Origin of the sequence: Parabacteroides vesiculifaciens, assembly GCF_049860805.1 — a bacterium.
Lineage (GTDB): Bacteria > Bacteroidota > Bacteroidia > Bacteroidales > Tannerellaceae > Parabacteroides.
Window position 1 is genome coordinate 306996 of the sequence record NZ_CP187555.1, and the last position, 26199, is coordinate 333194.

Annotated in this window: 27 protein-coding genes and 2 tRNA genes; 17 read left to right on the forward strand and 12 right to left on the reverse strand. The window is 43.6% G+C overall.

The features are described 5' to 3' along the window. Nucleotides 1-7: 7 nt before the first annotated feature. The 10 genes from ACPYIV_RS01225 to ACPYIV_RS01270 all read left to right on the forward strand — a co-directional run bounded on the left by ACPYIV_RS01225 (nt 8) and on the right by ACPYIV_RS01270 (nt 7732). On the forward strand, nt 8-1168 hold the full coding sequence (locus tag ACPYIV_RS01225; protein ID WP_425885125.1) for a 6-bladed beta-propeller: 1161 nt from the start codon (nt 8-10) through the stop codon (nt 1166-1168). Nucleotides 1169-1369: 201 nt separating this feature from the next. After that, entirely contained in the window at nt 1370-1840 is a 471-nt protein-coding gene (locus ACPYIV_RS01230) for an adenylyltransferase/cytidyltransferase family protein (protein ID WP_293733692.1), read from the forward strand. A gap of 8 nt (nt 1841-1848) precedes the next feature. Next, the gene (locus ACPYIV_RS01235) at nt 1849-2577 is read left to right on the forward strand and encodes an SDR family NAD(P)-dependent oxidoreductase (RefSeq protein WP_293733710.1); all 729 of its coding nucleotides are present in this window, start codon (nt 1849-1851) and stop codon (nt 2575-2577) included. 7 nt (nt 2578-2584) lie between these two features. Beyond that, nucleotides 2585-3472, forward strand: coding sequence for a CDP-alcohol phosphatidyltransferase family protein (locus tag ACPYIV_RS01240; protein ID WP_293733691.1), 888 nt, complete (start codon nt 2585-2587; stop codon nt 3470-3472). A 6-nt stretch (nt 3473-3478) separates the two neighbouring features. Then, complete coding sequence (locus tag ACPYIV_RS01245) at nt 3479-4306, forward strand: lysophospholipid acyltransferase family protein (RefSeq protein WP_293740180.1); 828 nt, start codon at nt 3479-3481, stop codon at nt 4304-4306. A 99-nt stretch (nt 4307-4405) separates the two neighbouring features. Next, the gene (locus tag ACPYIV_RS01250; RefSeq protein WP_293733689.1) at nt 4406-5593 is read left to right on the forward strand and encodes a sigma-54 interaction domain-containing protein; all 1188 of its coding nucleotides are present in this window, start codon (nt 4406-4408) and stop codon (nt 5591-5593) included. 3 nt (nt 5594-5596) lie between these two features. Beyond that, nucleotides 5597-6109, forward strand: coding sequence for an LptE family protein (gene lptE, locus ACPYIV_RS01255; protein WP_293733688.1), 513 nt, complete (start codon nt 5597-5599; stop codon nt 6107-6109). A gap of 2 nt (nt 6110-6111) precedes the next feature. After that, a complete protein-coding gene (locus ACPYIV_RS01260; protein ID WP_293733687.1) occupies nt 6112-6873 on the forward strand; it encodes a hypothetical protein in 762 nt (253 codons plus the stop codon). Nucleotides 6874-6880: 7 nt separating this feature from the next. Beyond that, entirely contained in the window at nt 6881-7249 is a 369-nt protein-coding gene (gene secG / locus ACPYIV_RS01265) for a preprotein translocase subunit SecG (protein WP_293733686.1), read from the forward strand. A 171-nt stretch (nt 7250-7420) separates the two neighbouring features. Further along, nucleotides 7421-7732: a DUF4491 family protein gene (locus tag ACPYIV_RS01270; RefSeq protein ID WP_008148836.1), complete on the forward strand. Its 312-nt coding sequence runs from the start codon at nt 7421-7423 to the stop codon at nt 7730-7732. 19 nt (nt 7733-7751) lie between these two features. Here the strand turns inward: ACPYIV_RS01270 and ACPYIV_RS01275 are convergent, their stop codons facing one another. Then, the gene (locus ACPYIV_RS01275; protein WP_425885130.1) at nt 7752-9065 is read right to left on the reverse strand and encodes a 6-bladed beta-propeller; all 1314 of its coding nucleotides are present in this window, start codon (nt 9063-9065) and stop codon (nt 7752-7754) included. An 885-nt stretch (nt 9066-9950) separates the two neighbouring features. Here ACPYIV_RS01275 and ACPYIV_RS01280 point away from each other — a divergent pair. Further along, complete coding sequence (locus ACPYIV_RS01280) at nt 9951-10172, forward strand: hypothetical protein (protein ID WP_293733074.1); 222 nt, start codon at nt 9951-9953, stop codon at nt 10170-10172. Here ACPYIV_RS01280 and ACPYIV_RS01285 read toward each other — a convergent pair. The 6 genes from ACPYIV_RS01285 to ACPYIV_RS01310 form a co-directional block, all read right to left on the reverse strand. Then, complete coding sequence (locus tag ACPYIV_RS01285; RefSeq protein ID WP_425885132.1) at nt 10147-10992, reverse strand: alpha/beta hydrolase; 846 nt, start codon at nt 10990-10992, stop codon at nt 10147-10149. The two genes, ACPYIV_RS01280 and ACPYIV_RS01285, sit on opposite strands and share 26 nt — an antisense overlap. 48 nt (nt 10993-11040) lie before the next feature. Next, nucleotides 11041-11376, reverse strand: a complete 336-nt coding sequence (locus ACPYIV_RS01290) for a hypothetical protein (RefSeq protein WP_293733076.1) — start codon at nt 11374-11376, stop codon at nt 11041-11043. 114 nt (nt 11377-11490) lie between these two features. Next, a tRNA-Gly gene (locus tag ACPYIV_RS01295) sits at nt 11491-11563 on the reverse strand. A 15-nt stretch (nt 11564-11578) separates the two neighbouring features. Next, nucleotides 11579-11661, reverse strand: a tRNA-Tyr gene (locus ACPYIV_RS01300). A gap of 55 nt (nt 11662-11716) precedes the next feature. Continuing rightward, nucleotides 11717-12199 carry a 6,7-dimethyl-8-ribityllumazine synthase gene (ribH, locus tag ACPYIV_RS01305; protein ID WP_293733077.1) on the reverse strand — a complete coding sequence of 161 codons (483 nt, stop codon included), beginning with the start codon at nt 12197-12199 and terminating at the stop codon, nt 11717-11719. A 75-nt stretch (nt 12200-12274) separates the two neighbouring features. Continuing rightward, the gene (locus ACPYIV_RS01310) at nt 12275-12961 is read right to left on the reverse strand and encodes a tetratricopeptide repeat protein (protein ID WP_293733078.1); all 687 of its coding nucleotides are present in this window, start codon (nt 12959-12961) and stop codon (nt 12275-12277) included. Between the two features lie 135 nt (nt 12962-13096). Between ACPYIV_RS01310 and recF the strand changes: the two genes are divergently transcribed. From recF to ACPYIV_RS01325, 3 genes are read left to right on the forward strand one after another with little or no spacing between them, the layout of a single operon-like run. Continuing rightward, nucleotides 13097-14200 carry a DNA replication/repair protein RecF gene (recF, locus tag ACPYIV_RS01315; RefSeq protein WP_425885136.1) on the forward strand — a complete coding sequence of 368 codons (1104 nt, stop codon included), beginning with the start codon at nt 13097-13099 and terminating at the stop codon, nt 14198-14200. Continuing rightward, entirely contained in the window at nt 14197-14490 is a 294-nt protein-coding gene (locus ACPYIV_RS01320; RefSeq protein WP_293740183.1) for a DUF721 domain-containing protein, read from the forward strand. The genes recF and ACPYIV_RS01320 overlap by 4 nt, the downstream gene beginning before the upstream one ends. A 15-nt stretch (nt 14491-14505) precedes the next feature. Next, the gene (locus ACPYIV_RS01325; RefSeq protein WP_300760732.1) at nt 14506-14901 is read left to right on the forward strand and encodes a YkvA family protein; all 396 of its coding nucleotides are present in this window, start codon (nt 14506-14508) and stop codon (nt 14899-14901) included. A gap of 1 nt (nt 14902) precedes the next feature. Here the strand turns inward: ACPYIV_RS01325 and ACPYIV_RS01330 are convergent, their stop codons facing one another. From ACPYIV_RS01330 to ACPYIV_RS01345, 4 genes are all read right to left on the reverse strand, one after another. Next, nucleotides 14903-15418, reverse strand: a complete 516-nt coding sequence (locus ACPYIV_RS01330; RefSeq protein ID WP_425885139.1) for a 5-formyltetrahydrofolate cyclo-ligase — start codon at nt 15416-15418, stop codon at nt 14903-14905. After that, a complete protein-coding gene (locus ACPYIV_RS01335) occupies nt 15363-17096 on the reverse strand; it encodes a S41 family peptidase (protein WP_293733082.1) in 1734 nt (577 codons plus the stop codon). Before ACPYIV_RS01335 ends, ACPYIV_RS01330 begins: the two co-directional genes overlap by 56 nt. An 11-nt stretch (nt 17097-17107) precedes the next feature. Next, on the reverse strand, nt 17108-17542 hold the full coding sequence (locus ACPYIV_RS01340; RefSeq protein WP_425885141.1) for a dCMP deaminase family protein: 435 nt from the start codon (nt 17540-17542) through the stop codon (nt 17108-17110). A gap of 233 nt (nt 17543-17775) precedes the next feature. Beyond that, nucleotides 17776-19866, reverse strand: coding sequence for a M3 family metallopeptidase (locus tag ACPYIV_RS01345; RefSeq protein ID WP_293733084.1), 2091 nt, complete (start codon nt 19864-19866; stop codon nt 17776-17778). Nucleotides 19867-20188: 322 nt separating this feature from the next. Between ACPYIV_RS01345 and ACPYIV_RS01350 the strand changes: the two genes are divergently transcribed. From ACPYIV_RS01350 to ACPYIV_RS01360, 3 genes are read left to right on the forward strand one after another with little or no spacing between them, the layout of a single operon-like run. Then, on the forward strand, nt 20189-22129 hold the full coding sequence (locus tag ACPYIV_RS01350; RefSeq protein ID WP_293740759.1) for a glycogen debranching enzyme N-terminal domain-containing protein: 1941 nt from the start codon (nt 20189-20191) through the stop codon (nt 22127-22129). A 14-nt stretch (nt 22130-22143) separates the two neighbouring features. Next, the gene (locus ACPYIV_RS01355; protein ID WP_008148801.1) at nt 22144-23412 is read left to right on the forward strand and encodes a glycosyltransferase; all 1269 of its coding nucleotides are present in this window, start codon (nt 22144-22146) and stop codon (nt 23410-23412) included. A 17-nt stretch (nt 23413-23429) separates the two neighbouring features. Then, entirely contained in the window at nt 23430-24737 is a 1308-nt protein-coding gene (locus ACPYIV_RS01360; RefSeq protein WP_425885144.1) for a glycoside hydrolase family 57 protein, read from the forward strand. A gap of 80 nt (nt 24738-24817) precedes the next feature. Here ACPYIV_RS01360 and ACPYIV_RS01365 read toward each other — a convergent pair whose 3' ends face one another. Then, nucleotides 24818-26194: a DUF4270 domain-containing protein gene (locus ACPYIV_RS01365; protein WP_293733087.1), complete on the reverse strand. Its 1377-nt coding sequence runs from the start codon at nt 26192-26194 to the stop codon at nt 24818-24820. Between the last annotated feature and the right edge of the window lie 5 nt (nt 26195-26199).

Here is a 26199-nt window from a genome sequence, read left to right on the forward strand (position 1 = left end):
AATTGTGATGAAACAAATAAATGCAATTTTGGCAATCATTCTGTTGGTGGTATTGGCGGGGTGTGAAGAAAGCAAACAATCAAACGATGAATTAATCATCGTTGACGTTTCGAAAAGCTATCCTAAAAAAGAACTGGTTCTTCAGGATTTTATGGATGTGGAATATCTTGCGCTGGAAACCTCCGACGAGTTTCTTACACAAGGTTTGGTACAAGATGTTGGGAAAGAATACCTGTTAGTGAAAAACAGGAACAGGGACGGGGATATTTTTATTTTTGACCGGAAAACCGGTAAAGGATTAAGGAAGATAAACCGGCAAGGGCAAGGGGCCGAAGAATATGCCGGAATTAACGGGATTATTCTTGATGAAAGTAATGATGAAATATTTGTGATGTCGCCGGGAAATAAGATATTGGTGTACGATCTTTACGGAGAATTCAAACGGTGTTTGAATCTTGATCGGGAAGTTTCATCTGTTTTTGATTATGACAAATCTAATTTAATTGGCTATGATATGTCGGATTATCATAATAAAGGAAAGGATAGAGGCAAATCGTACCATGTCATTATATCAAAGCTGGATGGAAGCATCACCCGGGAAATTCTTATTCCTTTTAAAACGATTAACACACCGATCGTGACGGGTGACGGTGGATTTGTAGCAAATTATTCTTACCAAATACGCCTAAGCCACGGTAAATGCACACTTATTGACACATCGGCCGACACATTGTATAACTATGCACCGGATGGCTCATTAACCCCCTTTATTGTAAGAACCCCCTCCGCGTATACGATGCAGCCTGAAGTCTTTCTCTATACGGGTATTTATACCGACCGTTATTATTTTATGGAAACCGTTAAAAATGTATTTAACTTTGAAAAGGGCAACGGATTCTATGCGGATGTATTGATGTACGACAAGGAAGAAAAAGCCATATATCAAGTGACCGTACACAATGGTGACTATGCAGAAAAAAGGTCTGTCGCTATGACCGCGAAATCCATTAATCATGATATCGAAGGAGCCACGACCTTAAATGCACCCCGGCTTGTCGAGATCTACAAGAAAGGCCAACTGAAAGACGGCCCGCTGAAAGAAATCGCTTCGAAGTTGGATGAAGAAGACAATCCGGTAATTATGCTGGTAAAGCAAAAGTCGCTTTAAGTTTCGTAACTCTATGCTTTAACGGTCGTAACCCTATGCTTTAGTAGTCGTAACCCTATGCTTTTTTGCAGGTGAAGCGATGGCCTTCCCGATCATACTCTGGTGCACGGGAAATGAATACAATCTGTCCTTTTTGCTGTCATTTTTTTTTTGATAGGAAAAGTTTGCGTAAGTTTGCGGTTTCAAAAGGATATAAGTATTATGTTTAAGGATAAAACGATTGTATATACATCAGGAACGTTCGATATGTTCCATTACAATCATCTTCGGATGATAAATTATGCCCGTAGCCTTGCGGATATTTTGATCGTGGGGGTGAGTACGGATGAATTGGTGTCTTCTTATAAAGCGAAACCGATTATTCCTTTTACGGAACGCTTGCAGATTATCGAAGCGCTGAAAACTCCCGATATTGTAATTCCGCAACATACATTGGACCATTCCGAAATAGTCAAGAAGCTGAATATCGACGCTTTTGTCGTGGGAGACGATTGGTTCGGCAAGTATGATTATTTGAAAGACCTGGGCGTCCAGGTGTTTTATTTCCCCTATGGGACAGGAGTTTCCTCTTCCAACCTGAAGAAAACGATTCATGATTCATATGAAGCGAATTTGAAGTCTCAACGTCAGTCCAAACCTGAATCCGTTAAAGGCTTCGGTGAAAAAGAATAAGGGCGATGATGGAAAAATGGGTATTGATTACCGGAGGGACGAAGGGGATTGGCAAAGCGGTTGCCGAATGCCTGGCAAAAGCCGGTTACAGTCTGGTTCTAACCTATGCCTCGGATGAAGAGGGGGCTCTTCGGGTTGCAAATGGTTTGTTGCGGCAATACAAAGTCGATGCTTGTGCACTTCAAGCCGATATTTCCGACCCGAAATCGATCGAAAAGATAAAATCGTTTCTTACAGACCGTGATATGCGTCTGGATGCGGTGATCTTTAATGCCGGCCTGACCTGCCGTGATCCGTTTGAAGAGTTGGATATGGCAGAGTGGGAACGGGTATTTTTTGCCAATGTGCATTTCCCCGTCTTCCTGTTGCAACGTATTGTCGGGTTGATCAATAGGGGAGGGAGCATTGTCTTTACCGGTTCTTTGATGGGAATACAACCTCATTCGGTTTCGCTGGCATACGGTGTGACAAAGAGTGCCGTGCATGCGTTAGTGAAAAATATGGTGAAGTTCCTGGTTCCGTACGAATTGCGTGTGAACGCCGTGGCTCCCGGCTTTGTAGATACCGAATGGCAGAAAACAAAACCCGCCGAAATACGCCGTAATATAGAGAATAAGGTTTCATTGGGGCGTTTCTGTGATCCGGGAGAACTGGCGGAAGTATATAAAATGTTAGTAGAAAATAGTTATTTTAATGGCGAAGTGATCGTCGTCGATGGCGGTTATTCGTATAAATAAAAGATAAATGAGCGACTTGGATAAAGAGTACGAGGCTTCGTTGAAGTCGATAGAAACAGAAAATAAGATTGACCGGATTTTTTACCGTCCCATCGGCTTTCGTATCGCCCGTATGTTAAAGGGTACAGGTATTACTCCTAATATGGTGACTGTTGTGTCTATTTTTGTAGGGGCGGCAGTCGGTTTCTTTTTTTACCATGATGATCTGATTTATAATATTTGCGGTATCTTGTTACTGGTGTTTGCAAATATTCTGGATTGTGTGGATGGGCAGTTAGCGCGTCTGACCGGGATCAAATCGGCGATCGGCCGTATTTTGGATGGTTTTGCCGGGGATATCTGGTTTACTTGTATTTATGTTGCTTTTGCCCTTCGTCTGTCTCACGACTACGGAACGGACTGGTTCTTTGCCTTGGCGGTTCTTTCCGGTTTGTCCCATCTGGTACAGGCAAATATTACGGACTATTATAAGACGCTTCATTTATATTTCATCAGTAAGGATAAAGGTGCGGAGTTCCAGTCGTTGGAACAGGTACGTGCCCGTCATAAGGAGATGAAATACGGTATCAATAAATTCTTCTATTTCCTCTATCGTGGCTATACCCTTTTGCAGGTGAAGGCTACTCCGTCTTTGCAGGGAATGCTTCGCAGCCTGCATGCAAAATACGGGGATGATATACCGGAAGATATCCGTATCCGTTTCCGTAAACAGAGCAAGGAGCTGATGCACATGATCGACCTGTTGACTTTTAACGGACGTACGATCGTGATGTTTATCGTGGTTCTGATCGGTGAGGTCTGGGTTTATTTCTTGTATGAGATAATCGTATTGAACATCGTTTTGCTGCTTGCTATGAGGAAGCACGAAAAGATGTGTGCAACATTCTATAAATAAGAATTTATGAAAGAGAGCGTAGTAGACATACATGATTTACAGGAAGCTGCCCCGTTCTTTAAAAGTCGTTTCGGCACTTTTTTAGGAAAAGTGCTGATCAAATGGTTAAGTATCGATAAGGTAAACAGGGTACATGCCAATAACTGCCATTTGCGGGGGGCGGATTTTACAACAGCCTTGTTGGGTGATCCGCTGATCGATATCAATTATAACCTGCATAATGCCGAAGTGTTGGATCGTTTGCCTGAAGGCGCTTTTGCTACTGTCTCGAACCATCCGATCGGATCGATAGACGGGATTATGCTGATCGATATATTCGCTTCACGCCGCCCGGATTTCAAAGTGATGGTAAACGGCGTGTTAACCAAGATCGGGGCTATGGGGGATAATTTCGTATCTGTCAAGCCTGATTCAAATAAACAGGGAGCCAATCTGAAGAATATAAACGGGGTACGTATTTCCCTACAACAACTGAAAGAAGGACATCCGATGGGCTTTTTCCCGGCCGGAGGGATCTCGATGTACAATAAGAAGACGAAGAGCATACAGGATTTGCCCTGGACGCATAGCGTGATTCGTCTGATCCGGAAAGCGAAAGTACCTGTATATCCTGTTTATTTCGATTTCCTGAATTCCGGCTTTTTCTATTGGCTGGGGCGGATCGACTGGCGTATCCGTACGTTGCGAATACCGGCTGAAGCCTTTAACAAGCGCGGGCGTACGGTCGACGTTTACATCGGCGAGCCTGTTTCGCCTGAAGAAATCCAAAATATTGCAGACGATAAAGACCTGGCCGAGTTCTTATATCAACGGACGTACGGTGCTAAAAAATAACAAAGCTGCATAGAATCCGTTTGTGGATTCGGTTAATTGGATTAAGATTTGTAATTTTGGCAGATAAAACTGAAATAATTACAGATAGTAGAAGAAAATATGATAAAGGTCGATGTGCAGCAGATAAAACAACGTTTTGGAATTATCGGCAATAATGCCGGGCTGAACCGGGCTATCGATGTTGCCTTACAGGTCGCTCCAACGGATTTGTCTGTGCTGATTACCGGAGAAAGTGGTGTCGGTAAAGAAACTTTTCCTCAGATTATACATCAGAATAGCCCACGTAAACACGGGCAATATATAGCCGTGAACTGTGGCGCCATTCCCGAAGGCACGATCGACTCGGAATTGTTCGGGCACGAAAAGGGCTCTTTTACGGGGGCTTTGTCCGACCGTAAAGGCTATTTCGAGGTTGCGGATGGCGGAACGATATTCTTAGATGAAGTGGGAGAACTGCCTACTCCTACGCAGGCGCGTTTGCTGCGTGTACTGGAAACGGGGGAATTTATCCGTGTCGGTTCATCCAAAGTCCAGAAAACGAATGTCCGTATCGTAGCTGCTACGAATGTTAATCTGATGCAAGCCGTAGCGGAGGGCAAATTCCGCGAAGATTTGTTTTACCGTTTGAGTACGGTTCCCATCCAGGTGCCTCCTTTACGCGAGCGCGGGGAGGATATCATCTTGCTTTTCCGGAAATTTGCCAGTGATTGTGCGGAGAAATACCGGATGCCGTCGATCCGTTTGGATGAGGAAGCCCGCCAGTTGATGCTTTCCTATCGTTGGCCGGGGAATGTCCGGGAACTGAAAAACATAACGGAACGTATTTCCGTTATCGAGGAAAACCGGGATATAACCGCTTCCGTGCTCCGGATGTATTTGCCCGACCTGAATATCGAGAAATATCCGGTCCTCGTCAAACAGGATTCCGAACAGAAGATTTTCAACAGCGAGCGTGAGATTCTGTACCAGGTGCTGTTCGACATGAAGAAGGATGTCAACGAGTTGAAAAAGCTGGTGCACGACATCATGGGAGGTAAGATGCCGATCGATGTGCCGGAAGAGCCGGCGGCTTATCCCCATCCGATCCATGCCGTTCACCCGGTTCCCTCCATCCAGGAGGCCGAAGCGGTGGAAGAGGAGGAAAACCTGTCGTTGGAAGAGGTCGAGAAAGAGATGATCCGCAAGGCGTTGGAGAAACATAACGGTCGCCGTAAGAATGCCGCTGCCGATCTGAAAATATCGGAACGGACGCTTTACAGAAAAATTAAAGAATATAATCTGGAATAAAAGATGTTGAAAAATAATAAGATATGGCTTTTCTGCCTGATCGGGCTGATTGTAACGGCTTGTTCCATCTCCTATAAGTTTAATGGTGCCTCTATTGATTATACGAAGGTCAAGACGATTACGATAAAGGATTTCCCGAACCAGGCTCCGTTAGTCTATCCACCGCTGTCACAAAAGTTTACGGAAGCGCTGAAGGATATTTATATCCGCCAGACCCGCTTGCAGTTGGTAAATAGCAATGGTGACTTGGATCTGGAAGGTGAAATTACCGGTTATGACCTGACTCCTATGGCAGTAAAGGAAGATGCTTATGCGTCGCAGACCAAATTGACGATTACGGTGCGGGTTCGTTATGCCAACCGGGTGAATCCGGACGAGGATTTCGAGCAGAGCTTCTCGGCTTACCGTGAATTCGATGCGACCCAAATGTTGCAACAGGTACAGGACCAGTTGTCGGAAGAGATTATTGACGAACTTGTCGATCAAATATATAATGCAACGGTTGCCAACTGGTAAAAATGAAAGCTGCTGATTTATATCGACTGATGGAGAACCCGGCCCTGCTGACTGAGGAAACACTTCCGCAGTTGAAGCAGATTGTCGATGAATTCCCATATTTCCAGATTGCCCGGATGCTTTATCTAAAGAATCTGGCAGTCTTGAATGATATACGTTTTAGCGCAGAATTAAAGAAAATGGCTATCTATGTTCCTGACCGCAGGAAATTGTTCACCCTGATCGAAGGAGAACGGTTCGGTTTGCAATCCCAGCCGGTAAAAGAGGAAACTCCTGATCAGGAAGATGCTTTTTCGCTGATCGACGCTTTCCTGTCCAATCGCGAGGAAGAAGAACCGAAAGCGGATGCGTCCTTATTGTTCCAACCATCCGCTTCGTCTGATTATATTTATTGGTCGTTGACAAAAGAGAGCGAGCAGGCAGAGGAAAAAGAAGAAGAAGTCCGTTTGCAACATCACGATCTTATCGACTCTTTTATCAAAAACGAAGAACAGCGAGCTCCCGGCAGTGGCTTGAACCTGGATATGGAAACTACCGGAGCATCCGCTCCCGGCAACCTGGCAGAGTTGGAAGACGGACAGCATAAATCGCTGGATGACTCCTATTTTACGGAGACGTTAGCCCATATTTATGTAAAACAGAAGCGATATGAGAAGGCATTGCAAATAATTAAAAACTTAAACTTGAAATATCCAGAAAAAAATGTTTACTTTGCAGACCAAATCAGATTTCTGGAAAAGTTGATTATTAACACTAAAAAATAAAACAAAGATGTACGTATTTATTTCTATCTTAATCCTGATCGCATCTATACTATTGATCTTGATTGTATTGATTCAGAACTCGAAAGGTGGAGGTCTGGCTTCAGGATTCTCTTCTTCTAACCAAATTATGGGGGTACGCAAAACCACAGACTTTCTTGAAAAAGCAACTTGGACTCTTGCCGGCACTGTTGTTGTTTTAAGTATTGTGATTACTGCTTTTATTCCGAGAGCTCAGCACACAACTCAGTCTGAAATCAAAGAACAGATAAATAATGCTGTAACAATCGATCCGAATACAGTTGCTCCTGACTTTGGCACTGCCCAGCAGCCTGCAACAGCTCCTGTTTCTTCCGATGAAGAGACTCCGGCTAACTAATCGGAAACGGATTTTCGATATAATGGAGAGGCGTCCTGCAACCAGGATGCCTCTTTTTTGTTTTATTGAATTATCAATAAGTGGATAGAAATAATTTATCATGGACGATACATATTTCTTCGTATCTTTGTCACTACAGGCGGACATGCCTGTCTTAAATCATAAATAGATATGGACATGATTAACTTTGATGGACTGTTGATAGGTATTGCAACCTTTCTGATTATCGGACTCTTTCATCCGGTTGTGGTAAAAGCGGAATATTATTGGGGGACAAAATGCTGGTGGATCTTCCTTGTTTTAGGAATAGTGGGAACAGTTGCTTCCCTGCTGATTGAAAGCGTCTTCGTGTCAGCTATCTGCGGCGTCTTTGCCTTTTCCTCTTTCTGGACGATAAAGGAAGTTTTCGAGCAGGAAGAACGTGTCTTGAAAGGCTGGTTCCCCAAGAATCCTAAACGTACTTATCCGGAGCATAAGCCTTAATCGGGCTTTTTATGCTTAATCAGTATTTGAGCGTTGCCACCATGATAACCGGATTGTCATCCTCTTTCAGGTTTTCCAGTATCTTGACTAATCGGTCCCGCTTTTCAGGCAGAAGGACTTCAGATTGCTTCAGTTCATCTATATCGACCTGTTCCAGCAGGTCGAATGCGTTGTATGCGCAGAGCCATTGCCGGTCTGTCGTGCTGGTAGGGTAGAAGGGAAGGCCGCCGCACAGGTCGTTGGTAAAGTGGGGAGCGTCGACTTTCCGGTATTTAGTCATAGCTCCTTCTACTAATTCTCCCTCCAGTTCGAGTGATTGGATGTTGCCGTCTTGTTTGTCTACACGTAGCAGGAATGCCGACAAGTCTTTTTCCACATCTATATAAAGATAATCTTTTGTTTCCAACAAGTCGAATGCAAAGATATATTTGAAATAATCGGAGTTTTTCCCCATTTTGTAAATGGATTCGGCATCCGGGCGTTTGCCGCAATCCATGATGTACCGGGGTTTCAGGGTGTTATTCTTTTCGTTATAGCGATAGATGGTGTCGTTGGCTTCAAACATAAAGTTTATGTGGCTGAAGTAGCGGTTCTGAACCGGACTGCTTGTTCCCCAGGCATACCGGATTTTGTCGATAGAATGTCCGCTGTTGTTAGTATCGATCTCTTTTTGATAACGCAGGATATTCGGATCATAAAAGTGTGCCAAGACTTTTCCGGAAGCATCCAGTATGCCGATTTGCCAGTTGTCTTTAGAACCGTCCTGTAAGGGAAGGAAACGGCGGATAACGTGTTTGCCGTTAAAATAATTGTAGCCACGCTGGTCCCAGTTGAAGGTTCCGAAGAGGGCTTCTCCGGGACGGGCAGCTTTGATGGTATTGACCCAAGAACCGTCGTAACGGTAAGTCTTGATTTCGTTTATGAAGCCAAATCCATTTCCTACATGGACAAGCCGGTTCTTTTCATCTATGCCGAAACCGTCGATAGACATGATATCCATTGGTCCGTCACCCTCCCGGCTTACTATATTTTTGAACTTGCCGCTTTTATCAAACCTGAATAGCCTGCTGTAAGCGGTAGAGACGTTATTGATAAACAGGTCGCTCTCGCCGATATCCATCTTGCGGATTTTTTGGATGAAGCAACTGTCGTTCGTTTCAAGCTGAATAATATCGATATCCATAGCCGCATCGCTCAGCAGCAATTTGTCTACTTTGTTCTTGATGCCTTCTTCGACATTGATTTCGAACATGATCTGTTTGTCTTTTTTACTCTCTTGGTTGCAAGAGGCTAAAAGAAGTATGCTTAGGATGGGGAGCAGGTATTTATTCATAATACATAAGGTTATAAGATGAATATTATATTTTTGGCTAATGTAATATTAAAAATTAAGAATACAAACGAATTGCCTGGAAATATTACGATTGTTACGTAATTGGATGTTTATTAGTTTGTTGTTGTTAAAATGCTATCCGTGGAATTCGTGTAAACATCCATCACACTCTATCTATGTTTTGGTGATATATATAGTCTTTTCTTGTACAGTAGGCAATTTAATTACAACACATTAGCATGAAATGATTCTGTACATCCGGGTGTAGCCGTTCCGTACATCCGGATGTACAGAGCGGCAAGACCCGGGTGTAGAAAGCCGGAAGATGGGCGTGTTTTTGAACATTTCTGCTTGTTTTCCGCTCTTTTCCTGCTTGCTTTCTGCAAAAAAACACCTTATGTTGACAAAATAATCTTCGCGCAAATGCATATCGGTATGTTTTTTTTCGCTTTTGAGACAATACCGGCTACCCGTTTCAATGTCAAATGGTGATACAGGTGTGACAGAGGTGTGATACATGAATCCGGCATCTATCACACCTTATATGTTATGTTTATCAACGCTTGTAAGGCGAAGTGTGATAGAGTGATAGAGAATTCCGGAAAACAAAGGAAGGAGATCAGCCGTTTTTTAATGAAATTTTAATAAATAAGACAGGCTCGTAGGGGTGGGGTTCTACTCCACCCAGAGGATAACAGGATAATATTTAATGTGTTGTGGGCAGAGCAGAGCCCTGCCCCTACGGAATGACAATCATTTTGTATAACTCTGTCATTCATGTTTCATGCCGGTAAATCATCATTTATGATTCAATTCTGCCAAAATATGAATCTATGTTCATATTCAAATATTATCCGTACCTTTGTCACGTTAAACATTATCAGTATGAAAACAAAAAAGAAAGATTCGTTTATGGATTACATCAAAGCGAACCGAAGAGGAAGTAGGGAGGCGGAGATTGAAAATCACGGCCATCCGGTCAGTTTTAACCGGGTGCATGTATCGAAAAAGGTTTATAACCGTAAAAGAGATAAGGCAGATGCCCGGAGGCATCTGCCTTATTCGTTTATTCCGGACGGAGCTATTTTTGTTGTTCAGTTGACTTGATGACCGATGCCATTTTAAGGAGCCCTCTGTAGTAGCCTTCAAATATTGTGGCACTATGCTTGTCTATATTCAAAGAATCATACTGCAACTCGATCTTGTTATTTTTCCCGATGATGGAACACGCTTCTTTTATCATAGGTTTGAATTTCTCTTCTGTCTTATCTTTGTGCCCATTTGCCAGATAAACATATAACTCTTTTTCTCCCCGATAAGTATCTGTAAAATGCCTCAACTTATCGATCATCATATTTTTACTGTAATTATAATTGGGCGATATGGCTATAATATGAGGAAATAAAGCAGGGTATTCCATCATGGCATAACTGACAAATGTCCCTCCCAGCGAATGGCCGGCCAACACCCTGTCATGGCTTGTATGATATTTCTTTTCGATAAAAGGAATTATTTCATTCGTTAAAGATAAAAGCATTTCCTTTCCATGCCCTGGATTACTGTACCCTTTCACCGATATGGAGTCGGTAAAAGGAGGAGTCAGCTCGCTTTGCCTGTCTGAATTGGATATTCCCACAATCACACAAGGGGTATTCGGATAGATCAATTCGAATGTTGAACAAAACAGATTATAAGTAGGGGGATATTGCGCGTCAAACACATAGATGGCAAGCAGCGAATCGTTTTTAAGACTCCCGTCCACACCGCTTAGATAGACTTGCAACTCACGGGGTTCATCAAAATAGTCGGAATTATAGATATATCTATGCCCCAATGCCTGTATTGAATAAAAATCGGCTTGTGCCTGCATCCGGTATATTCCCGCAAACAATAGAACTATACACAGAAGGAATTCTTTTGTTCTCATAATAATAGTCCCCTTTAATTCGTAATATCTATTTGTCAACTCGCGTCGTCAATGTCTCGGAGGTTCCTGGCGGGGATGGTTGTGAGGGCGGTTCGAATCGGCATCCTTGAACCATTCAACCAATGTATCATCTTTGAAATTCAATAAATAGTAATCTGCATTATCGCCCAGGACGGATGTCGAAAAGTAACGGATCGTTTCGATTGTTCCGTCCGGAGTAACTCGCGCACCCATCGGCTCGTAATTTCTTCCTAATATCGAAACGACTTTCTTCTTGGACATTCCTAATTGAATATCCTGCATTCTGCTTTCCGTTTTATAAGCCGCACAACTCATCAATAGACATGCCGTTAATAGCATATACATCCATTTCATCCTTTTCATATACTTTCTTTTTTTAGTTTGTAAACACACGGCTAAGGTAGTATTATTATTTTATTCATCCTTCCCGGTAAGGACAAAAAAAGAGGAAAACCTTTCGATTTTCCTCTTCTTGAGAGCGGAAGACGGGGCTCAAACCCGCGACCCTCAGCTTGGAAGGCTAATGCTCTATCAACTGAGCTACTTCCGCATGAAAATTGTAAAGTGGGCAGTGATGGATTCGAACCACCGAAGTCGAAAGACAGCTGAGTTACAGTCAGCCCCATTTGGCCACTCTGGTAACTGCCCCCGTTATTTTCAATTGCAGTGCAAAGGTACGATTATTTTTGAAACCCGCAAGCGTTTAGACAGAAAAATTTACCATTTTAAGAGCGGTTACTGCTGCTTCATCGCCTTTGTTTCCGTACTTGCCGCCTGCACGGTCTTCGGATTGCTGCATAGTGTCTGTTGTTAACAAGCCGAAAATGAACGGAATATCGTACATCAAGTTCAATTCTGTAATGCCTTGCGTAACGCCTGAACATACATAATCGAAATGAGGAGTATCACCTCTAACAACGCAACCTAAAACGATAACAGCATCCACTTCTTTTGTTTCAGCCATTCTTTTTGCGCCAAAAGTCAGTTCGAAACTGCCCGGTACTCGTTTTACATATATGTTTTCGGCTTTGACGCCATGCTTTTCCAATGTGTTGCAAGCACCTTCCAATAGCTTTTCGGTGATGTGCTTGTTCCATTCCGCTACGACGATCCCGACAGTCACCTCTGATCCGTCAGGAACACTGTTGAAGTCGTATTCCGATAAATTTTGATAAGCTGTTGCCATATTTTTGTTCTTAAAAGAAGAGGATGCCTTGTTTGACGAGACATCCTCTTATATGATTATAATAATGTATACGCGTTACTTGTTCAATGCTGAAGCACGGGTGATATATTTGTCGATATCGGAAGCTTCCATTGAATTGAAATATTTTTCCTTGATCGTAGTGTATGCTTTAACTGCATCGCCATACTGTTTCAGGCTTTCGTAAGCGATACCGGCTTTCTTCAGGTAAGTCGGGCTGATCACTTCGTTGCTTGCCTGCTTGGCTGCTTTTTCGAAATAGCTGATACCTTCTTTCACATTGCCCATGTTTACGTAGCAGTCACCGATCAGGCCTGTGATAGCCGGAGAGATCATATCGTCGCTACCGCTGAAAGATTTCAACATATCCAATGCTTTTTCGTTTTCTCCCATCTTGAAATAGCAGATACCGGCGTAGGCTTTTGCCAGATTACCGGCTGATGTGCTTCCGTATTGGTCGATGATAGCTTCGAATCCTTCATAGTCTGCACCGTTTCCGTTCAATGCCAGGTTGAAAGAATCTTTGGCAAAGTATTGTTCGCCTTTGAACATAGCTGCTGCGGCTTTTTTCTCCTGCGGAATCAAATATCCGTGCTTGATACCCAAAACAGCTCCAACAACGAGAGCGAGTGCTATAATACCATAAATGATTTTCTTTGAATTGTTTTCAATGAACTGTTCCGATTTCGAAACAATTTCTTCGACCTCTAACTCCTTGTTGGTGTCTTTTTCCTTAGTAGCCATAATGTTTTATAGTTGTTATTATTTTATCACTGTTTTATGCCTGTGGCAATTCAAGTCGCAAAAGTAGTTTTTTTTACTGAGAAAATCTATACTTAGAAGTATATTTTTTAATTTTGTGCGACTAATATAGTGCGGATGATACTTAAAAAGCTTTCTATACTCAATTATAAAAACATTCTCCAGGCAGAAGTTTCTTTCTCTCCCGAAATAAATTGTTTTTTCGGGAATAACGGAATGGGCAAGACTAATCTGCTGGATGCCGTTCATTATCTCTCTTTTTGTAAGAGCCATATCAACACGCCCGACTCGCAGCTGATCAACAACGGCCAGGATATGTGCGTGTTGCAGGGCAATTATGACTATGAGGGACGTGAAGAGGATATCTTTTGTGCCATCCGACGCCGGCAGCGGAAACAGTTCAAGCGGAATCAAAAAGAGTACGACAAGCTGTCGGAGCATATCGGCCTCTTGCCGTTGGTGATGGTATCGCCCGCCGATTCGGAACTGATACAGGGCGGGAGCGAAGAGCGCCGCCGCTTTCTCGATGTGATTATTTCGCAGCAGGACAAGCCGTATCTGCATGCGCTGATACAATATAATAAAGCCTTGCTTCAGCGGAACTCGTTGCTGAAGGAGCAGTGCACGGACACTTCCCTCTATGAAGTGCTGGAAATGCAATTGGATATGTACGGGCGGGCGGTGTACGAGAAGCGCCAGATGCTGGTCAACGATTTCACCCCGATCTTCAACGAATATTACCAGACGATCTGCCGTTCGACCGAGCAGGTCGGCCTGCGGTATATCTCCCAACTCGGCAGGGGGAGCCTGGCCGATATGTTGGCTGCCAACCGGGAGCGCGACCGCATACTCGGTTATACCTCGACCGGTATTCATAAGGACGAACTGGAAATGACGCTGAACGACTTCCTGATCCGCCGCGTCGGTTCGCAGGGGCAGAACAAAACGTATCTTATCGCCCTTAAACTGGCACAGTTTGTTTTCCTTTCCCGCAGGGGACAGACTTGTCCGATCCTGTTGTTGGATGATATTTTTGATAAGTTGGATGCCGATCGGGTGGAGCAAATCGTCAAGTTAGTAAGCGGTGACCAGTTCGGGCAGATCTTCATCACCGATACGAACCGGAAATACCTGGATGCCATCCTGCAATCGATCGATCACGGCTACGCTTTGTTCAGAGTCGAACAGGGCGAAGTGCAACCGATGGAGGAAGCGGAATGATACGCCGGAATGCACAAACATTGGGCGACGCGATCCGGGAGTTTTTCGAAGACAATGCCGAGCTGCGTGGGAAGATCCTGGAAATCCGTGTCCAGCGGGCCTGGGGCGAGATACTGGGGCCGATGGTTGCACAGTACACACATAATATATATGTAAAAGATAAAGTGCTGCATGTTTCCCTCACGTCTTCTGTCCTGAGAAGTGAACTGGTGTTGTGCCGGGAGCGTCTGGTGAAGAGCCTGAACGATTATGCCGGCTCGACAGTTATACAAGATATAATAATCAGATAAAAGAAATGAATCGCTATGGATGCAAGAAAGATAGAAGAAGTTCCTTTTGAAGAGGTTTATGAAGTGGAAAAGTATGGTACATACTATTCCGAGAATAAATTTTGGCAGAAAGTGCAACGGATTGCAAAAAAAGCCGGTGCGACCGTGATACGTCCTGTCTTCCAGCTTTATTATCTGTTGCACGATAAAGATGTACCTTTACAACATAAAGCATATATCATAGGTGCTTTAGGCTATTTCATCCTGCCGTTCGACTTGATTCCGGAAAGCATTCTTCCGGTGATTGGCTTTACAGACGATGTTGCCGTAATGGGTCTTGTCCTGAAAATCGTAAAGGATAGCATCACGCCGGAGATAAAAGCCAAGGCGGATGCCAAAGTTATGGAGTTGTTACAAACGGATAAGATCTGAATCATACGATCTCCTTCTCTGTTACGATCAAATCCATTTTATGGTCGAATGGCTCGACCGGTATCCGGTCTTTCAATTGGAAATCGTAACAGATTCCGATTTTGGGGACGTCCAAAGTCGAGAGCAGGCGGTCATAAAATCCTTTTCCCCGTCCGAGGCGGTTGTGTTGCCGGTCGAAAGCTACGCCCGGAACAATGATCAGGTCTATTTCGCTTTCCGGTACGGCCATGCAATCTTCGGTAGGTTCCAGAATGCCGAAAGCGCCGGCTTTGAGTGAATCTTTTCCTGCGTACAAAAGCAGTCGGAGGTCGTTCCCTTTTATAAGAGGCAGCAATAATTTCTTTTCCCGATACCATTTTTCGATCAGGGCGGCTGTTTGCACTTCGCCCGGGATGGCGTGGTAAAGTGCTATGCATGAAGCTTGCCGGAAGAGGTCTGTCTCTTCCAGCCGTTCCATTATCTTAGCAGAGAGATCCTGCAATGTAGTCTTCGTATATGATCTCTTTAACGAGGCCATATCCTCTCGAAGCGTTTGTTTGGCTTTGTGCAATTCCATCTTGAGGTGTTTTTTTGTTTTCCGGTGTCGGGAATGATTTACCTTCATTCAGAACTTTGATGGCACGTTTCAGCGTGATATCGTCATTCTGGAAAATAGGATAGAAGCCGTCTTCGTCGAAGAAGTTGCGGACGATGTAAGCCTGAAGTTGTTTCTCGATCAACTTGCCCGATATGCTGATCAGGTGCGGACGTTTCTTAATCCCCTTTGCAGCTGCATAGTTGGTGAAATCGGAAAGCAGAGGCTGCTGTTGCAGGTATTTGTATAAATCCTGATAGGTTTTGAAAGAAGACAGTTTGTCGTAGTTGCGATCCGAATAATCGAGTGCATATAGGTTCAGCGTACCGGAATTGACCACGTTCGAGAAGTAGGAAGTCACGCCGCTTGTATCACGCGGGATGAAGATATCCGGCATGATACCGCCGCCGCCGTAAACAGGTCGTCCCATTACGGTCTCGTATTTCTCGCTGTTGTTCAGCTTGATGCTGTCGGCCGAATCGAATTCGCCGTGCATAAAACGCTGGTAGATGTCCTGTTCGTATTCGCTGTCTTTCCCTAATTCATATTTTTTCTGGATACAACGTCCCGACGGAGTGTAATAGCGTGCGATCGTCAGACGAATTTCCGAACCATCGCTCAACTGGATCGGAGACTGTACCAATCCTTTGCCGAAGGTACGGCGGCCGATGATCAGCCCGCGGTCATTATCCTGGATGGCTCCGGAGAAGATTTCACTGGCAGAAGCCGAGAATTCGTCTGTCAGGACTACGATCGGAGCATCCTGGCAAGTGCCTGTTCCGTTCGTATAGACGTCGTTGCGCGGGAATGCCTTTCCTTCCGTATATACGATCAGACGGCCTTCCGGCATAAATTCATTTACCATATTGATGGCGGCATCCATATAACCGCCTGTGTTGCCGCGAAGGTCGATCACGAATGAGGTGCAGCCAGCCTGTTTCAGTTTGGCGATTGCCGTGATAAATTCGTTATAAGTAGTACGTCCGAATTTGCTGACCTTGATGTACCCGATTCCTTTACTAACTTCGTAAGACACATCGACCGAGTTGACAGGGACGTCGCCGCGCGTCACGTCGAAATACAGCAGTTCCGGTTCGTTCTTGCGTTTGACCCCTAACTTGACCGTACTGTTTTTTGCCCCGCGCAGGGTTTTCATGATAACATCCTGGTCGCTCTTGTTGCCGGCATACAGGGAGTCGTTGATCGTGATGATACGGTCGAATGGCTTTAATCCGGCCTTTTCAGACGGACCGCCCGGAATGACGTTGATAACCAGAATGGTGTCGGTCTGCATATTGAAGGAAACGCCGATACCGCTGAACGATCCTTCCAGGTCTTCATTCACCCGTTGGGCATCTTTAGCCGGTATGTATACGGAGTGCGGGTCCAGCTCGCTGAAAACTTTAGGAATGGCATCTTCCACCAATTGTTTCATATTGACCGTGTCGACATACTGTTCGTCGATAATGTCGAGGATGGCATTGATCTTATTTCCACTGGAATAAATATGTCTTTTCCCCTGCGTCAGTCTAATGTAATGATTTCCTACAAAGATCCCGAGAGCAACACTTAATGCTATAATCACAGGCAACCATACGGCCAGCCTTTTGTTCTTGTCCATAAAACGTATCTTTATTCGTTTATTTCTATATAATCTATAATAACACCTGCGCGACGTAATAGGTTGCAACCATCTTCCATCCTGTATTTTTCAGAGTATACCACCCGTTTGATCCCGGACTGGATGATGAGTTTGGCACATTCGATGCAGGGGGCGGAGGTGACGTAGATCGTTGCGCCTTTACTGCTGTTGGATGACGCGGCCACTTTTGTGATGGCATTGGCTTCCGCATGCAGAACATAAGGTTTGGTGACATTGTTTTCGTCTTCGCAAACATTCTCGAAACCGGACGGTGTACCGTTATATCCGTCAGAGATAATCATTTGGTCTTTTACTATCAGTGCCCCAACCTGGCGTCTTTTGCAATACGAATTTTCTGCCCATACGGTCGCCATCCTGAGATAACGTTTATCCAATTCGAGTTGCTTTTCCTTCTTATCGCACATCGTCTTCTGATTTTATATACCTTATTATAATAGCAGGCAAAGGTACATATATTTGGGATATATGGAATAGCTTCTGTGTGTTTTTGTTCAGGCGGATATCATAAAATTCTATATCGGTCAATCACTGCTCGAAGCGCATGTAATTTGTTTCCGACATCGTCGAATACATTTTCGGCGATGTCGTGTATATTTTCGACGACGCCGAATATATATCCGACGTCGCCAAAAACAAATTACATCGGTATAAAATTAGAGCCGGATGCTGATACTTCTACCGTTTTTATCCCATTCCTTTTCAGTAACGCGTCAATTTCCGCGTCTTTTCCCCGGAAACGCCTATACAAGATTTCCGGATCTTCAGTACCGCCTTTCGATAATACGTTTTCACGGAAAGAACGGGCTGTTTCCTGGTTGAAGATCCCCGTCTCTTTGAAAAGGGAGAAAGCATCGGCATCCAAGACTTCCGCCCATTTATAGCCGTAATAGCCGGCTGAATATCCACCGGAGAAGATGTGTCCGAAGCTGCTGCTCATCAAGGTTCCGGGAACTTCCGGGACGATAACGGTCTGTTTCCAGGCCTCTTTTTCAAAAGCGGTCACATTCCCATCGAATGGCTCTGTCCGTGTATGCCAGGCCATATCCAGAAAACCGAAGCTCAGTTGCCGGCAGCAGGCGTATCCTGCATTGAAATTGGAGGCGTCGATCAACTTTTGTACTAATTCTTGCGGGATTTTTTCTCCGGTCTGGTAATGGATGGCGATCTGGTCCAGGAAATCTTTCTCCGTCAGCCAGTTCTCCATCAGTTGGGAAGGAAGCTCCACAAAATCGCGATAGACATTTGTACCGGAAAGACTTGCGTATGATCCTTTGGCGAACATACCGTGCAAGGCATGTCCGAATTCATGCAACAAAGTGTTGACCTCGTCGAAAGTTAGTAAAGAAGGCTTCGTTTCGGTCGGACGTGTGAAGTTCATCACGATAATGATTTGAGGCCGGCTGTCTTTGCCGTCTTTATCCCGATATTGTTCCTTTATGCTATTCATCCAGGCTCCCGACTGTTTTCTATCGCGTGGATGGAAGTCTGTATATAATACGGAAAGGAATGTACCGTCAGTATCGTAAACTTCGTATGCCTGTACTTCGGGATGATAAACCGGAATTTCTTTATTTTCTTTAAATGTAATGCCATATAATTGGGTAGCCAGGCCGAACACGCCTTTTTTCACATGGTCCAGTTCGAAATAGGGGCGCGTCATTTCATCGTTTACATTGAAACGGGTATCTTTCAGCTTTTCGGAATAATAGCTCCAGTCCCAGGGCATGACGGTTATACTTTCTTTTTCTGCTCCTGAAGCAAATCTTTGTACGGCCTCGTATTCGTCCCTGGCAACGGGTTTGTATGCATCCAATAGTTCATTCAGCAGTTTATAGACGCGAGCCGGAGTTTTGGCCATCGTATGCTTTAACTTATAATCGGCATAATTGGTATATCCCATCAGCTTTGCTATTTCCAGACGGATATTGACGATTTTCCGTATGATTTCTTTATTATCGTATTCATCGCCTTTGTTTGCGACGCTCATATATTCCCGGTACATCTTTTCCCGTAATTGGCGTAGAGCCGAATAACGCATGAAGGGCACGTAGCTGGGAGCTGAAAGGTTAAATAACCATCCGGTTTTCCCTTTTTCTTTTGCCCTGAGTGCGGCTGCTTCGCGTATGCTTTCCGGTAATCCTTCCAGTTCGTGTTCTTTTGTCAGCAACAGTTCAAAGCGGTTTTTGTCTTTCAATGCATTCTGATCGAATGTAAGCGAAAGCAAGCTTAACTCTGAACTGAGTCTGCGGTATTTTTCTTTATCTTCGGGGTTGAGGGAGGCACCGCGTACCGAAAAAGCTTCGAATGTTTCTTCCAACAGGCGGCTGTCTTCTGTTGAGAGGTGCAAATTTTCTTTCCGGTCGTATACGTTTCTTACCCGCGTAAATAGTTTTTCATTCAAATAAATATTGTTGGAACTTTCCGACAGTTTAGGCGATACCCGCTGTGAGATGTCCATCATCTCGTCATCCGCTTCCGCATTCAATACATTAAAGAAAGCGGAACTGACCTTATCCAGTAGTTTGCCGCTACGTTCGAGTGCTACGATTGTATTTTCGAATGTGGGAAGTTCCGTATTGTCGGCTATTGTATGGATTTCCTCGTCTAATTGCCGGATTCCTTCGTCAAAAGCTGGTTCGTAGTGCTCTGTTTTGATCTGATCGAACGGAGGAGTTCCGAACGGAGTCTGATAAATCCCCCAAAAGGGATTTTCGCTATTTTGTTTCATATCTTTTAGTGTTGATTTATTATATAACAAAGGTACGGAATAATCGGTAAATAAAAATACATTGATTTTCGGGAGATGCTAAACATCTGGAATTGGATGTTTTTAACAGCTGGCCATGTGTTTGACAACACATATATAGACTTTTGCATATTTGTAACGAGTTATCAATCAAACTGTTTTTGAATCGTAAAAAATGAAATTTCTAAATAAATATGAAAGCAAATTTGTTTTTTTATTTTTTAAGTGATACTTTTGGTCAGGATACAAAAGCAATTTATTTGTTTTCACGTTAAAGCATAAACTTAAAACCAAATATAAAAATATGAGTTATCTTAAATTTGACAAGACTCTTATGACGAACCTGGAAGAAGCGCTACCAAGAGAGATTCTTCGTACTAATCGTTCGGGAGCCTATCATTGTACAACTATCGTTGATTGCAACACAAGAAAATATCACGGATTACTTGTGATTCCTGTTCCTGGACTGGATGATGAGAATCATGTATTGTTGTCGTCATTGGATGAAACTGTCATACAGCATGGAGCCGAATTTAATTTAGGGCTTCATAAGTATCAGGGAGATAATTACAGTCCGAGAGGTCATAAGTACATTCGTGAGTTCGAGTGCGAGAAAGTTCCTACGACGATCTATCGTGTAGGTGGTGTTGTTCTGAAAAAAGAGAAGTTGTTTGTCCATCATGAGAATCGAATCTTAATTCGTTATACGTTGTTGGATGCTCACTCGGCGACAACATTGCGTTTACGTCCGTTCTTGGCGTTTCGCAGTGTCCGCGAATATACACACGAGAATGCTCAGGCCAGTCGCGAATATCAGGTTGTGACGAATGGTATCAAAACATGCATGTATCCGGGCTATCCCGAATTGTATATGCAATTGAACAAAAAGAATGAGTTTCATTACCAGCCTGACTGGTATCGGGGAATCGAATATCCGAAAGAGCAGGAGAGAGGCTATGATTTTAACGAGGATCTGTATGTCCCCGGATATTTTGAAGTCGAGATAAAGAAAGGTGAAAGCATCGTCTTTTCCGGCGGGGTTTCTGAAATCGGAACTCGCACATTGAAAAAAACATTCGAGGACGAGGTGGAAGAACGTACGCCCCGCGATACTTTTCAGCATTGTTTGATCAACGCTGCACACCAGTTTCTGAATAAACAGGAAAACGAATCTTATATTTTGGCCGGTTATCCGTGGTTCAAGTGCAGGGCGCGCGATTTGTTTATTTCTTTGCCCGGGTTGACCCTTGCTATCAATGAGGTCTCCAAGTTTGAAATGGTAATGGAAACGGCCCGTAAGGCCATTTATGATTTTATCCGCAATGAACCGAGCCGGATCAAAATTTATGAAATGGAGCATCCTGATATCTTGCTTTGGGCCGTCTGGTGTATTCAACAATATGCTAAAATGGTTTCACGTGAGGCATGTCGCGAAAAATATGGTTCGCTGCTGGAAGAGATTATGAAGTTCCTCTGCCAGGATAAACATCCGAATCTGGTTTTGCATGATAACGGATTGCTTTATACGTATGGATCGAATAAAGCTGTTACATGGATGAACTCGACGGTTAACGGACGTCCCGTTATCCCACGTACAGGATATATCGTTGAAATCAATACGTTATGGTATAACGCTTTGCGGTTTGTCGGAGAATTGTCGGGCGAGGCTGGAAATAACGCCTTCGCCGAATCATTGGGTGCTTTGGCAGAAAAAAGCGGGAAGTCGTTTGTCAATGTCTTCTTGAATGAATATGGCTATTTGCTCGATTATGTTGATGGCAATATGATGGAGTGGAGCGTACGTCCGAATATGATATTTGCTGTGGCATTTGATTATTCGCCTTTGAACTCCAGCCAGAAAAAAGGTGTGCTCGATATTGTGACAAAAGAATTGCTTACTCCTAAGGGACTTCGTTCCTTGAGCCCGAAAAGCGGCGGCTACAATCCTAATTATGTCGGTCCCCAGATTCAGCGTGATTATGCTTATCATCAAGGAACGGCTTGGCCTTGGCTGGCAGGTTTCTATTTTGAGGCATATCTCCGTATCTATAAGATGAGCGGTATAGGGTTTATCGAACGTTATCTGATCGGGTATGAAGATGAAATGTCGTCCCATTGTATCGGGTCCATTCCTGAACTGTTTGATGGTAATCCTCCGTTCAAGGGGCGTGGAGCCGTATCGTTTGCAATGAATGTTGCAGAAATATTGAGAATATTATACTTATTAAGCAAATATAATTATTGAAAGGAGGAGCCTGTATGAAAGTGTTAATGTTTGGATGGGAATTTCCTCCCAAAATATATGGTGGTCTTGCGGTTGCATCCTATGGTATTACTAAAGGTCTGAGTCTGCAGAATGATGTGGAGACGACTTTTTGTTTACCGAAGCCTACCGGTGAAGAAGAAGGTTTCCTGAATATCATAGGTATGAACCAAGTACCTGTCGTATGGAGGGATGTTAATTATGATTATTTGAAGTCCAGGCTTCCCAATTATATGACGCCGGAACAATATTATGCTTTCCGTGACCATATCTATGCCGATTTCTCATATATGAATGTAAATGATTTGGGCTGTATGGAGTTTGCCGGAGGGTATCCGTCTAATTTACATGACGAGATCAACAACTTTTCGATCATCGCGGGAGTCGTTGCCCGTCAGCAGCAGTTTGACATCATCCATGCCCACGACTGGCTGACTTATCCGGCCGGTGTGCATGCAAAGATGGTGAGTGGAAAGCCTCTTTGCATTCATGTCCATGCAACCGATTTCGACCGCTCACGCGGAAAGGTTAATCCGACCGTATATGCAATGGAAAAGAACGGTATGGATTATGCGGATTGTATTATGTGCGTATCTGAATTGACACGGCAGACAGTTATACGGGAATACCATCAGGACCCGCGGAAATGTTTTGCCATGCATAATGCGGTTTATCCGTTGTCACAAGAACTTTTGGACATTCCTCGTCCGGAGCATAAAAAGGAAAAGGTCGTGACTTTCCTGGGACGTATCACTATGCAAAAAGGACCGGAATATTTTGTCGAAGCAGCAGCGCTTGTTTTGAAACGTACACGTAATATCCGGTTCGTCATGGCGGGTTCGGGCGATATGCTGGACGCCATGATCAATCTGGCTGCCGAGCGTGGAATTGCCGACCGTTTCCATTTCCCCGGATTTCAGCGTGGAAGGCAGGTATATGAAGCCTATAAGAACAGTGATGTCTTTGTGATGCCTTCGGTTTCCGAACCTTTTGGGATTGCCCCGTTGGAAGCTATGCAATGCGGAACGCCTTCCATTATTTCCAAACAGTCCGGTTGTGGAGAAATTCTCGACAAGGTGATTAAGACGGACTATTGGGATATTTATGCAATGGCTGACGCTATCTATTCGATCTGTACGAATCCCTCTTTGTTCGAATATCTTCAGGTGGAAGGGAAGAAAGAGGTCGATAGTATCACATGGGAAAAAGTCGGCTTGCGGATTCGCGCTCTTTATGAGAATGTCTTAAAGAATTACGGTAAATAATCAAACAACAATTAGATATGAAAACAATCTGTCTTTATTTTGAAATACATCAAATTATACATTTGAAACGCTATCGTTGCTTCGATATCGGTACGGATCATTACTATTATGATGATTATGAAAATGAACGCAGTATCACGGAGATTGCAGAGCGTTCTTATATTCCGGCATTGACAGCTTTGCTTGAAATGGCAAAGGGCAACGGAAGAGCTTTTAAAGTCGCTTTTTCTATTTCGGGTGTGGCTTTGGAACAGTTGGAGATCTATTCTCCTGCCGTGATCGACTTGTTGCATCAATTGAATGATACGGGCTGTTGTGAATTTTTGTGCGAACCTTATTCTCATGGGCTTTCTTCTTTGGCTAATGAAGAATGTTTCCGGGAAGAAGTTTCCAGAATGAGTGCGAAGATCAAACAAGTTTTTGGACAAACTCCCAAGGTCTTCCGTAATTCCAGTTTGATTTATTCGAATGAGATCGGATCGGTTGTCGCAAGTATGGGATTTAAAGGGATTTTGACCGAAGGTGCCAAACATGTGTTGGGATGGAAGAGTCCGCATTATGTGTATCATTGTGCGTATAATCCTAAATTGAAGGTTTTGCTTCGTGATTTCAAATTGTCGGATGACATTAGTTTGCGTTTCTCGAACTCGGATTGGAGCGAGTATCCGTTGTTTGCCGACAAATATATCGATTGGATTGCCGGAATGCCGGAAGAAGAACAGGTAATCAATATTTTCATGGAACTTTCTGCTTTGGGCATTGCGCAACCGTTGTCTTCGAATATTCTGCAATTCATCAAGGCGTTGCCGGTTTGTGCGAAAGAGAAAGGTATTTCTTTCTCGACTCCATCTGAAGTTGTGGCAAAGTTCAAGTCTGTTGATCAGGTGGATGTCCCTTATCCGATGTCGTGGATTGATGAGGAAAGAGACACGAGCTGCTGGCTGGGTAACGTGATGCAGCGTGAAGCGTTTAATAAGTTGTATAGTGTGGCTGGTCGTGTTCATTTGTGCAATGATCGCCGTATCAAGCAAGACTGGGATTATTTGCAGGCAAGTAATAACTTCCGTTTTATGACAACCAAGAAAACGGGGCTTTGGCTGAATCGTGGTATTTATGATTCTCCGTATGATGCATTTACCAATTATATGAATATATTGGGTGATTTTATCAGCCGTGTAGATGCTTTATATCCAGTCGAGATAGAGAACGAAGAATTGAATTCTCTCCTTACGACAATAAAGAACCAAGGGGAAGAAATTGAAAAGTTACAGAAAGAACTTGACAAGTATAAGAAAAAAGCTGCGAAAAAAGCGGCTACTGAATAGAGGTAAAGTAATAAAATGAAAATCGGGGCTTCCTTCAATGGGAGCCCCGATTTTTTATATCAGATAATAAATTAGTCTGTTTATCTATATTCGATTGTTACGATACGCATTTCCATCGCGTCTTTATCGATACGCAGTTTTACACCGGAAGGTTTCAAATAGTTTTCAATGGCAACAGTGTAATCGCTTTGCTGTCCGTAGTAGTTTGTAGTCTTTCCTACTCTTCGCTGTACGGGAATAACGTTGATAACCAAATCTTCATCCGGAGAGTTTTCGATATGGGTTTTAAGCAGTTTGGCTATGTTTCCGAATGAGTAGGTTCGGGTAGAAGCCACATATTCTCCTCTGAAAGAAGTGATGTTATTTTCTACACTATTGTTTTTAAAGAATGTATCCATAGAATCTTTCGGGAGTATCAGAACATTAGCCGGAGCTTCAAATGCAAATTTCCAGTTTTCTTGCGGAAGAGCCTTAAGGGAAAGGTCTACGTTGCTGACAATACGTCCTTTAATAATCGGAGCAATGTCTTGTGCCGGAATTGTCAACTGAGTGTATACACCTGCCGGGCTCTTCAAATAAGCGATGCTGTCATTTTCTTTCAACAGCTCTTCCATGTCTGTGTTTTTGAGCCGGTTCAGTTGGATAACCTCGGAAGTCGCACTAAAAGTTTCGTTCCATTTTCCGATTGAATCTTGTCCCAAATATCCTTTTGTCATATACTTATAGTAGATGATCATTTGGGAACTTTCAATATTCAGAATGTTTCCTGTCCCGTATGTATTTGTGACATAAATGCCGGGGAAGAATTGGTTGAACGTATTCTGATCGTTAAATACTTCCGGTGTTTTGATTGTCGCGTCATAGAAGCGCTGTCCTACTTCTTGAGGCATACGGATGGTTATCCTCGGCTGATACGTCAGTACGCTGTTTGAATTTTTATCATTCCAAAGTGAATCCGAAACACTTAAATCACGTGCCGTATACGTCTGCATACCTAACGATTTCTGCATATTGCAGTACTGTTTCGGATCGATATTCGTATAAAAATCTCTTGTTAGCGGAGTCGTTACTTCGTAAAGTTGTGCACGCATCGGAGTTAGAGAATCTCCCGTCCAGCTTCGGCTGTAGTATATTTTAAATTCGACCGAATCAATTTTTCCATCGATCGGAGTCTTATTGAACCTGTAATTATCCGGACAGTAGAACTGGCACATAAAATCAGACTTCAGGTTTCCATACAAAGGATCGTATATTTCCCCCAATGAACCGTAAATTGTCCGGGCATAGACAGAATCTGTTTGCAATGTTTTTGCTTTCATGTAGAATGTGTCCGCGTATACCAACGGTCTGTCATTCTCCGGTTGAATACCTGTTCCTACCTGCGTCAAATCATCATTACACCCGCTCAGGATCGAGATCCCGAGACTCAGGCCAAGTATAAAAAGCTTGATTTTCATTTCTC

What these genes read in the sequence shown, in the direction of transcription:
- ribH (WP_293733077.1), bottom strand. Translation starts at nt 12,199, where the DNA reads ATGGCAACAGCTTATCAAAATTTATCGGAATACGACTTCAACAGTGTT.
- ACPYIV_RS01335 (WP_293733082.1), bottom strand. Translation starts at nt 17,096, where the DNA reads ATGGACAAGAACAAAAGGCTGGCCGTATGGTTGCCTGTGATTATAGCA.
- ACPYIV_RS01250 (WP_293733689.1), top strand. Translation starts at nt 4,406, where the DNA reads ATGATAAAGGTCGATGTGCAGCAGATAAAACAACGTTTTGGAATTATC.
- recF (WP_425885136.1), top strand. Translation starts at nt 13,097, where the DNA reads ATGATACTTAAAAAGCTTTCTATACTCAATTATAAAAACATTCTCCAG.
- secG (WP_293733686.1), top strand. Translation starts at nt 6,881, where the DNA reads ATGTACGTATTTATTTCTATCTTAATCCTGATCGCATCTATACTATTG.
- ACPYIV_RS01275 (WP_425885130.1), bottom strand. Translation starts at nt 9,065, where the DNA reads ATGAATAAATACCTGCTCCCCATCCTAAGCATACTTCTTTTAGCCTCT.
- ACPYIV_RS01290 (WP_293733076.1), bottom strand. Translation starts at nt 11,376, where the DNA reads ATGAAAAGGATGAAATGGATGTATATGCTATTAACGGCATGTCTATTG.
- ACPYIV_RS01280 (WP_293733074.1), top strand. Translation starts at nt 9,951, where the DNA reads ATGAAAACAAAAAAGAAAGATTCGTTTATGGATTACATCAAAGCGAAC.
- ACPYIV_RS01235 (WP_293733710.1), top strand. Translation starts at nt 1,849, where the DNA reads ATGGAAAAATGGGTATTGATTACCGGAGGGACGAAGGGGATTGGCAAA.
- ACPYIV_RS01350 (WP_293740759.1), top strand. Translation starts at nt 20,189, where the DNA reads ATGAGTTATCTTAAATTTGACAAGACTCTTATGACGAACCTGGAAGAA.
- ACPYIV_RS01270 (WP_008148836.1), top strand. Translation starts at nt 7,421, where the DNA reads ATGGACATGATTAACTTTGATGGACTGTTGATAGGTATTGCAACCTTT.
- ACPYIV_RS01225 (WP_425885125.1), top strand. Translation starts at nt 8, where the DNA reads ATGAAACAAATAAATGCAATTTTGGCAATCATTCTGTTGGTGGTATTG.
- ACPYIV_RS01345 (WP_293733084.1), bottom strand. Translation starts at nt 19,866, where the DNA reads ATGAAACAAAATAGCGAAAATCCCTTTTGGGGGATTTATCAGACTCCG.
- ACPYIV_RS01340 (WP_425885141.1), bottom strand. Translation starts at nt 17,542, where the DNA reads ATGTGCGATAAGAAGGAAAAGCAACTCGAATTGGATAAACGTTATCTC.
- ACPYIV_RS01365 (WP_293733087.1), bottom strand. Translation starts at nt 26,194, where the DNA reads ATGAAAATCAAGCTTTTTATACTTGGCCTGAGTCTCGGGATCTCGATC.
- ACPYIV_RS01310 (WP_293733078.1), bottom strand. Translation starts at nt 12,961, where the DNA reads ATGGCTACTAAGGAAAAAGACACCAACAAGGAGTTAGAGGTCGAAGAA.
- ACPYIV_RS01260 (WP_293733687.1), top strand. Translation starts at nt 6,112, where the DNA reads ATGAAAGCTGCTGATTTATATCGACTGATGGAGAACCCGGCCCTGCTG.
- ACPYIV_RS01320 (WP_293740183.1), top strand. Translation starts at nt 14,197, where the DNA reads ATGATACGCCGGAATGCACAAACATTGGGCGACGCGATCCGGGAGTTT.
- ACPYIV_RS01240 (WP_293733691.1), top strand. Translation starts at nt 2,585, where the DNA reads ATGAGCGACTTGGATAAAGAGTACGAGGCTTCGTTGAAGTCGATAGAA.
- ACPYIV_RS01245 (WP_293740180.1), top strand. Translation starts at nt 3,479, where the DNA reads ATGAAAGAGAGCGTAGTAGACATACATGATTTACAGGAAGCTGCCCCG.
- lptE (WP_293733688.1), top strand. Translation starts at nt 5,597, where the DNA reads ATGTTGAAAAATAATAAGATATGGCTTTTCTGCCTGATCGGGCTGATT.
- ACPYIV_RS01285 (WP_425885132.1), bottom strand. Translation starts at nt 10,992, where the DNA reads ATGAGAACAAAAGAATTCCTTCTGTGTATAGTTCTATTGTTTGCGGGA.
- ACPYIV_RS01360 (WP_425885144.1), top strand. Translation starts at nt 23,430, where the DNA reads ATGAAAACAATCTGTCTTTATTTTGAAATACATCAAATTATACATTTG.
- ACPYIV_RS01330 (WP_425885139.1), bottom strand. Translation starts at nt 15,418, where the DNA reads ATGGCCTCGTTAAAGAGATCATATACGAAGACTACATTGCAGGATCTC.
- ACPYIV_RS01355 (WP_008148801.1), top strand. Translation starts at nt 22,144, where the DNA reads ATGAAAGTGTTAATGTTTGGATGGGAATTTCCTCCCAAAATATATGGT.
- ACPYIV_RS01325 (WP_300760732.1), top strand. Translation starts at nt 14,506, where the DNA reads ATGGATGCAAGAAAGATAGAAGAAGTTCCTTTTGAAGAGGTTTATGAA.
- ACPYIV_RS01230 (WP_293733692.1), top strand. Translation starts at nt 1,370, where the DNA reads ATGTTTAAGGATAAAACGATTGTATATACATCAGGAACGTTCGATATG.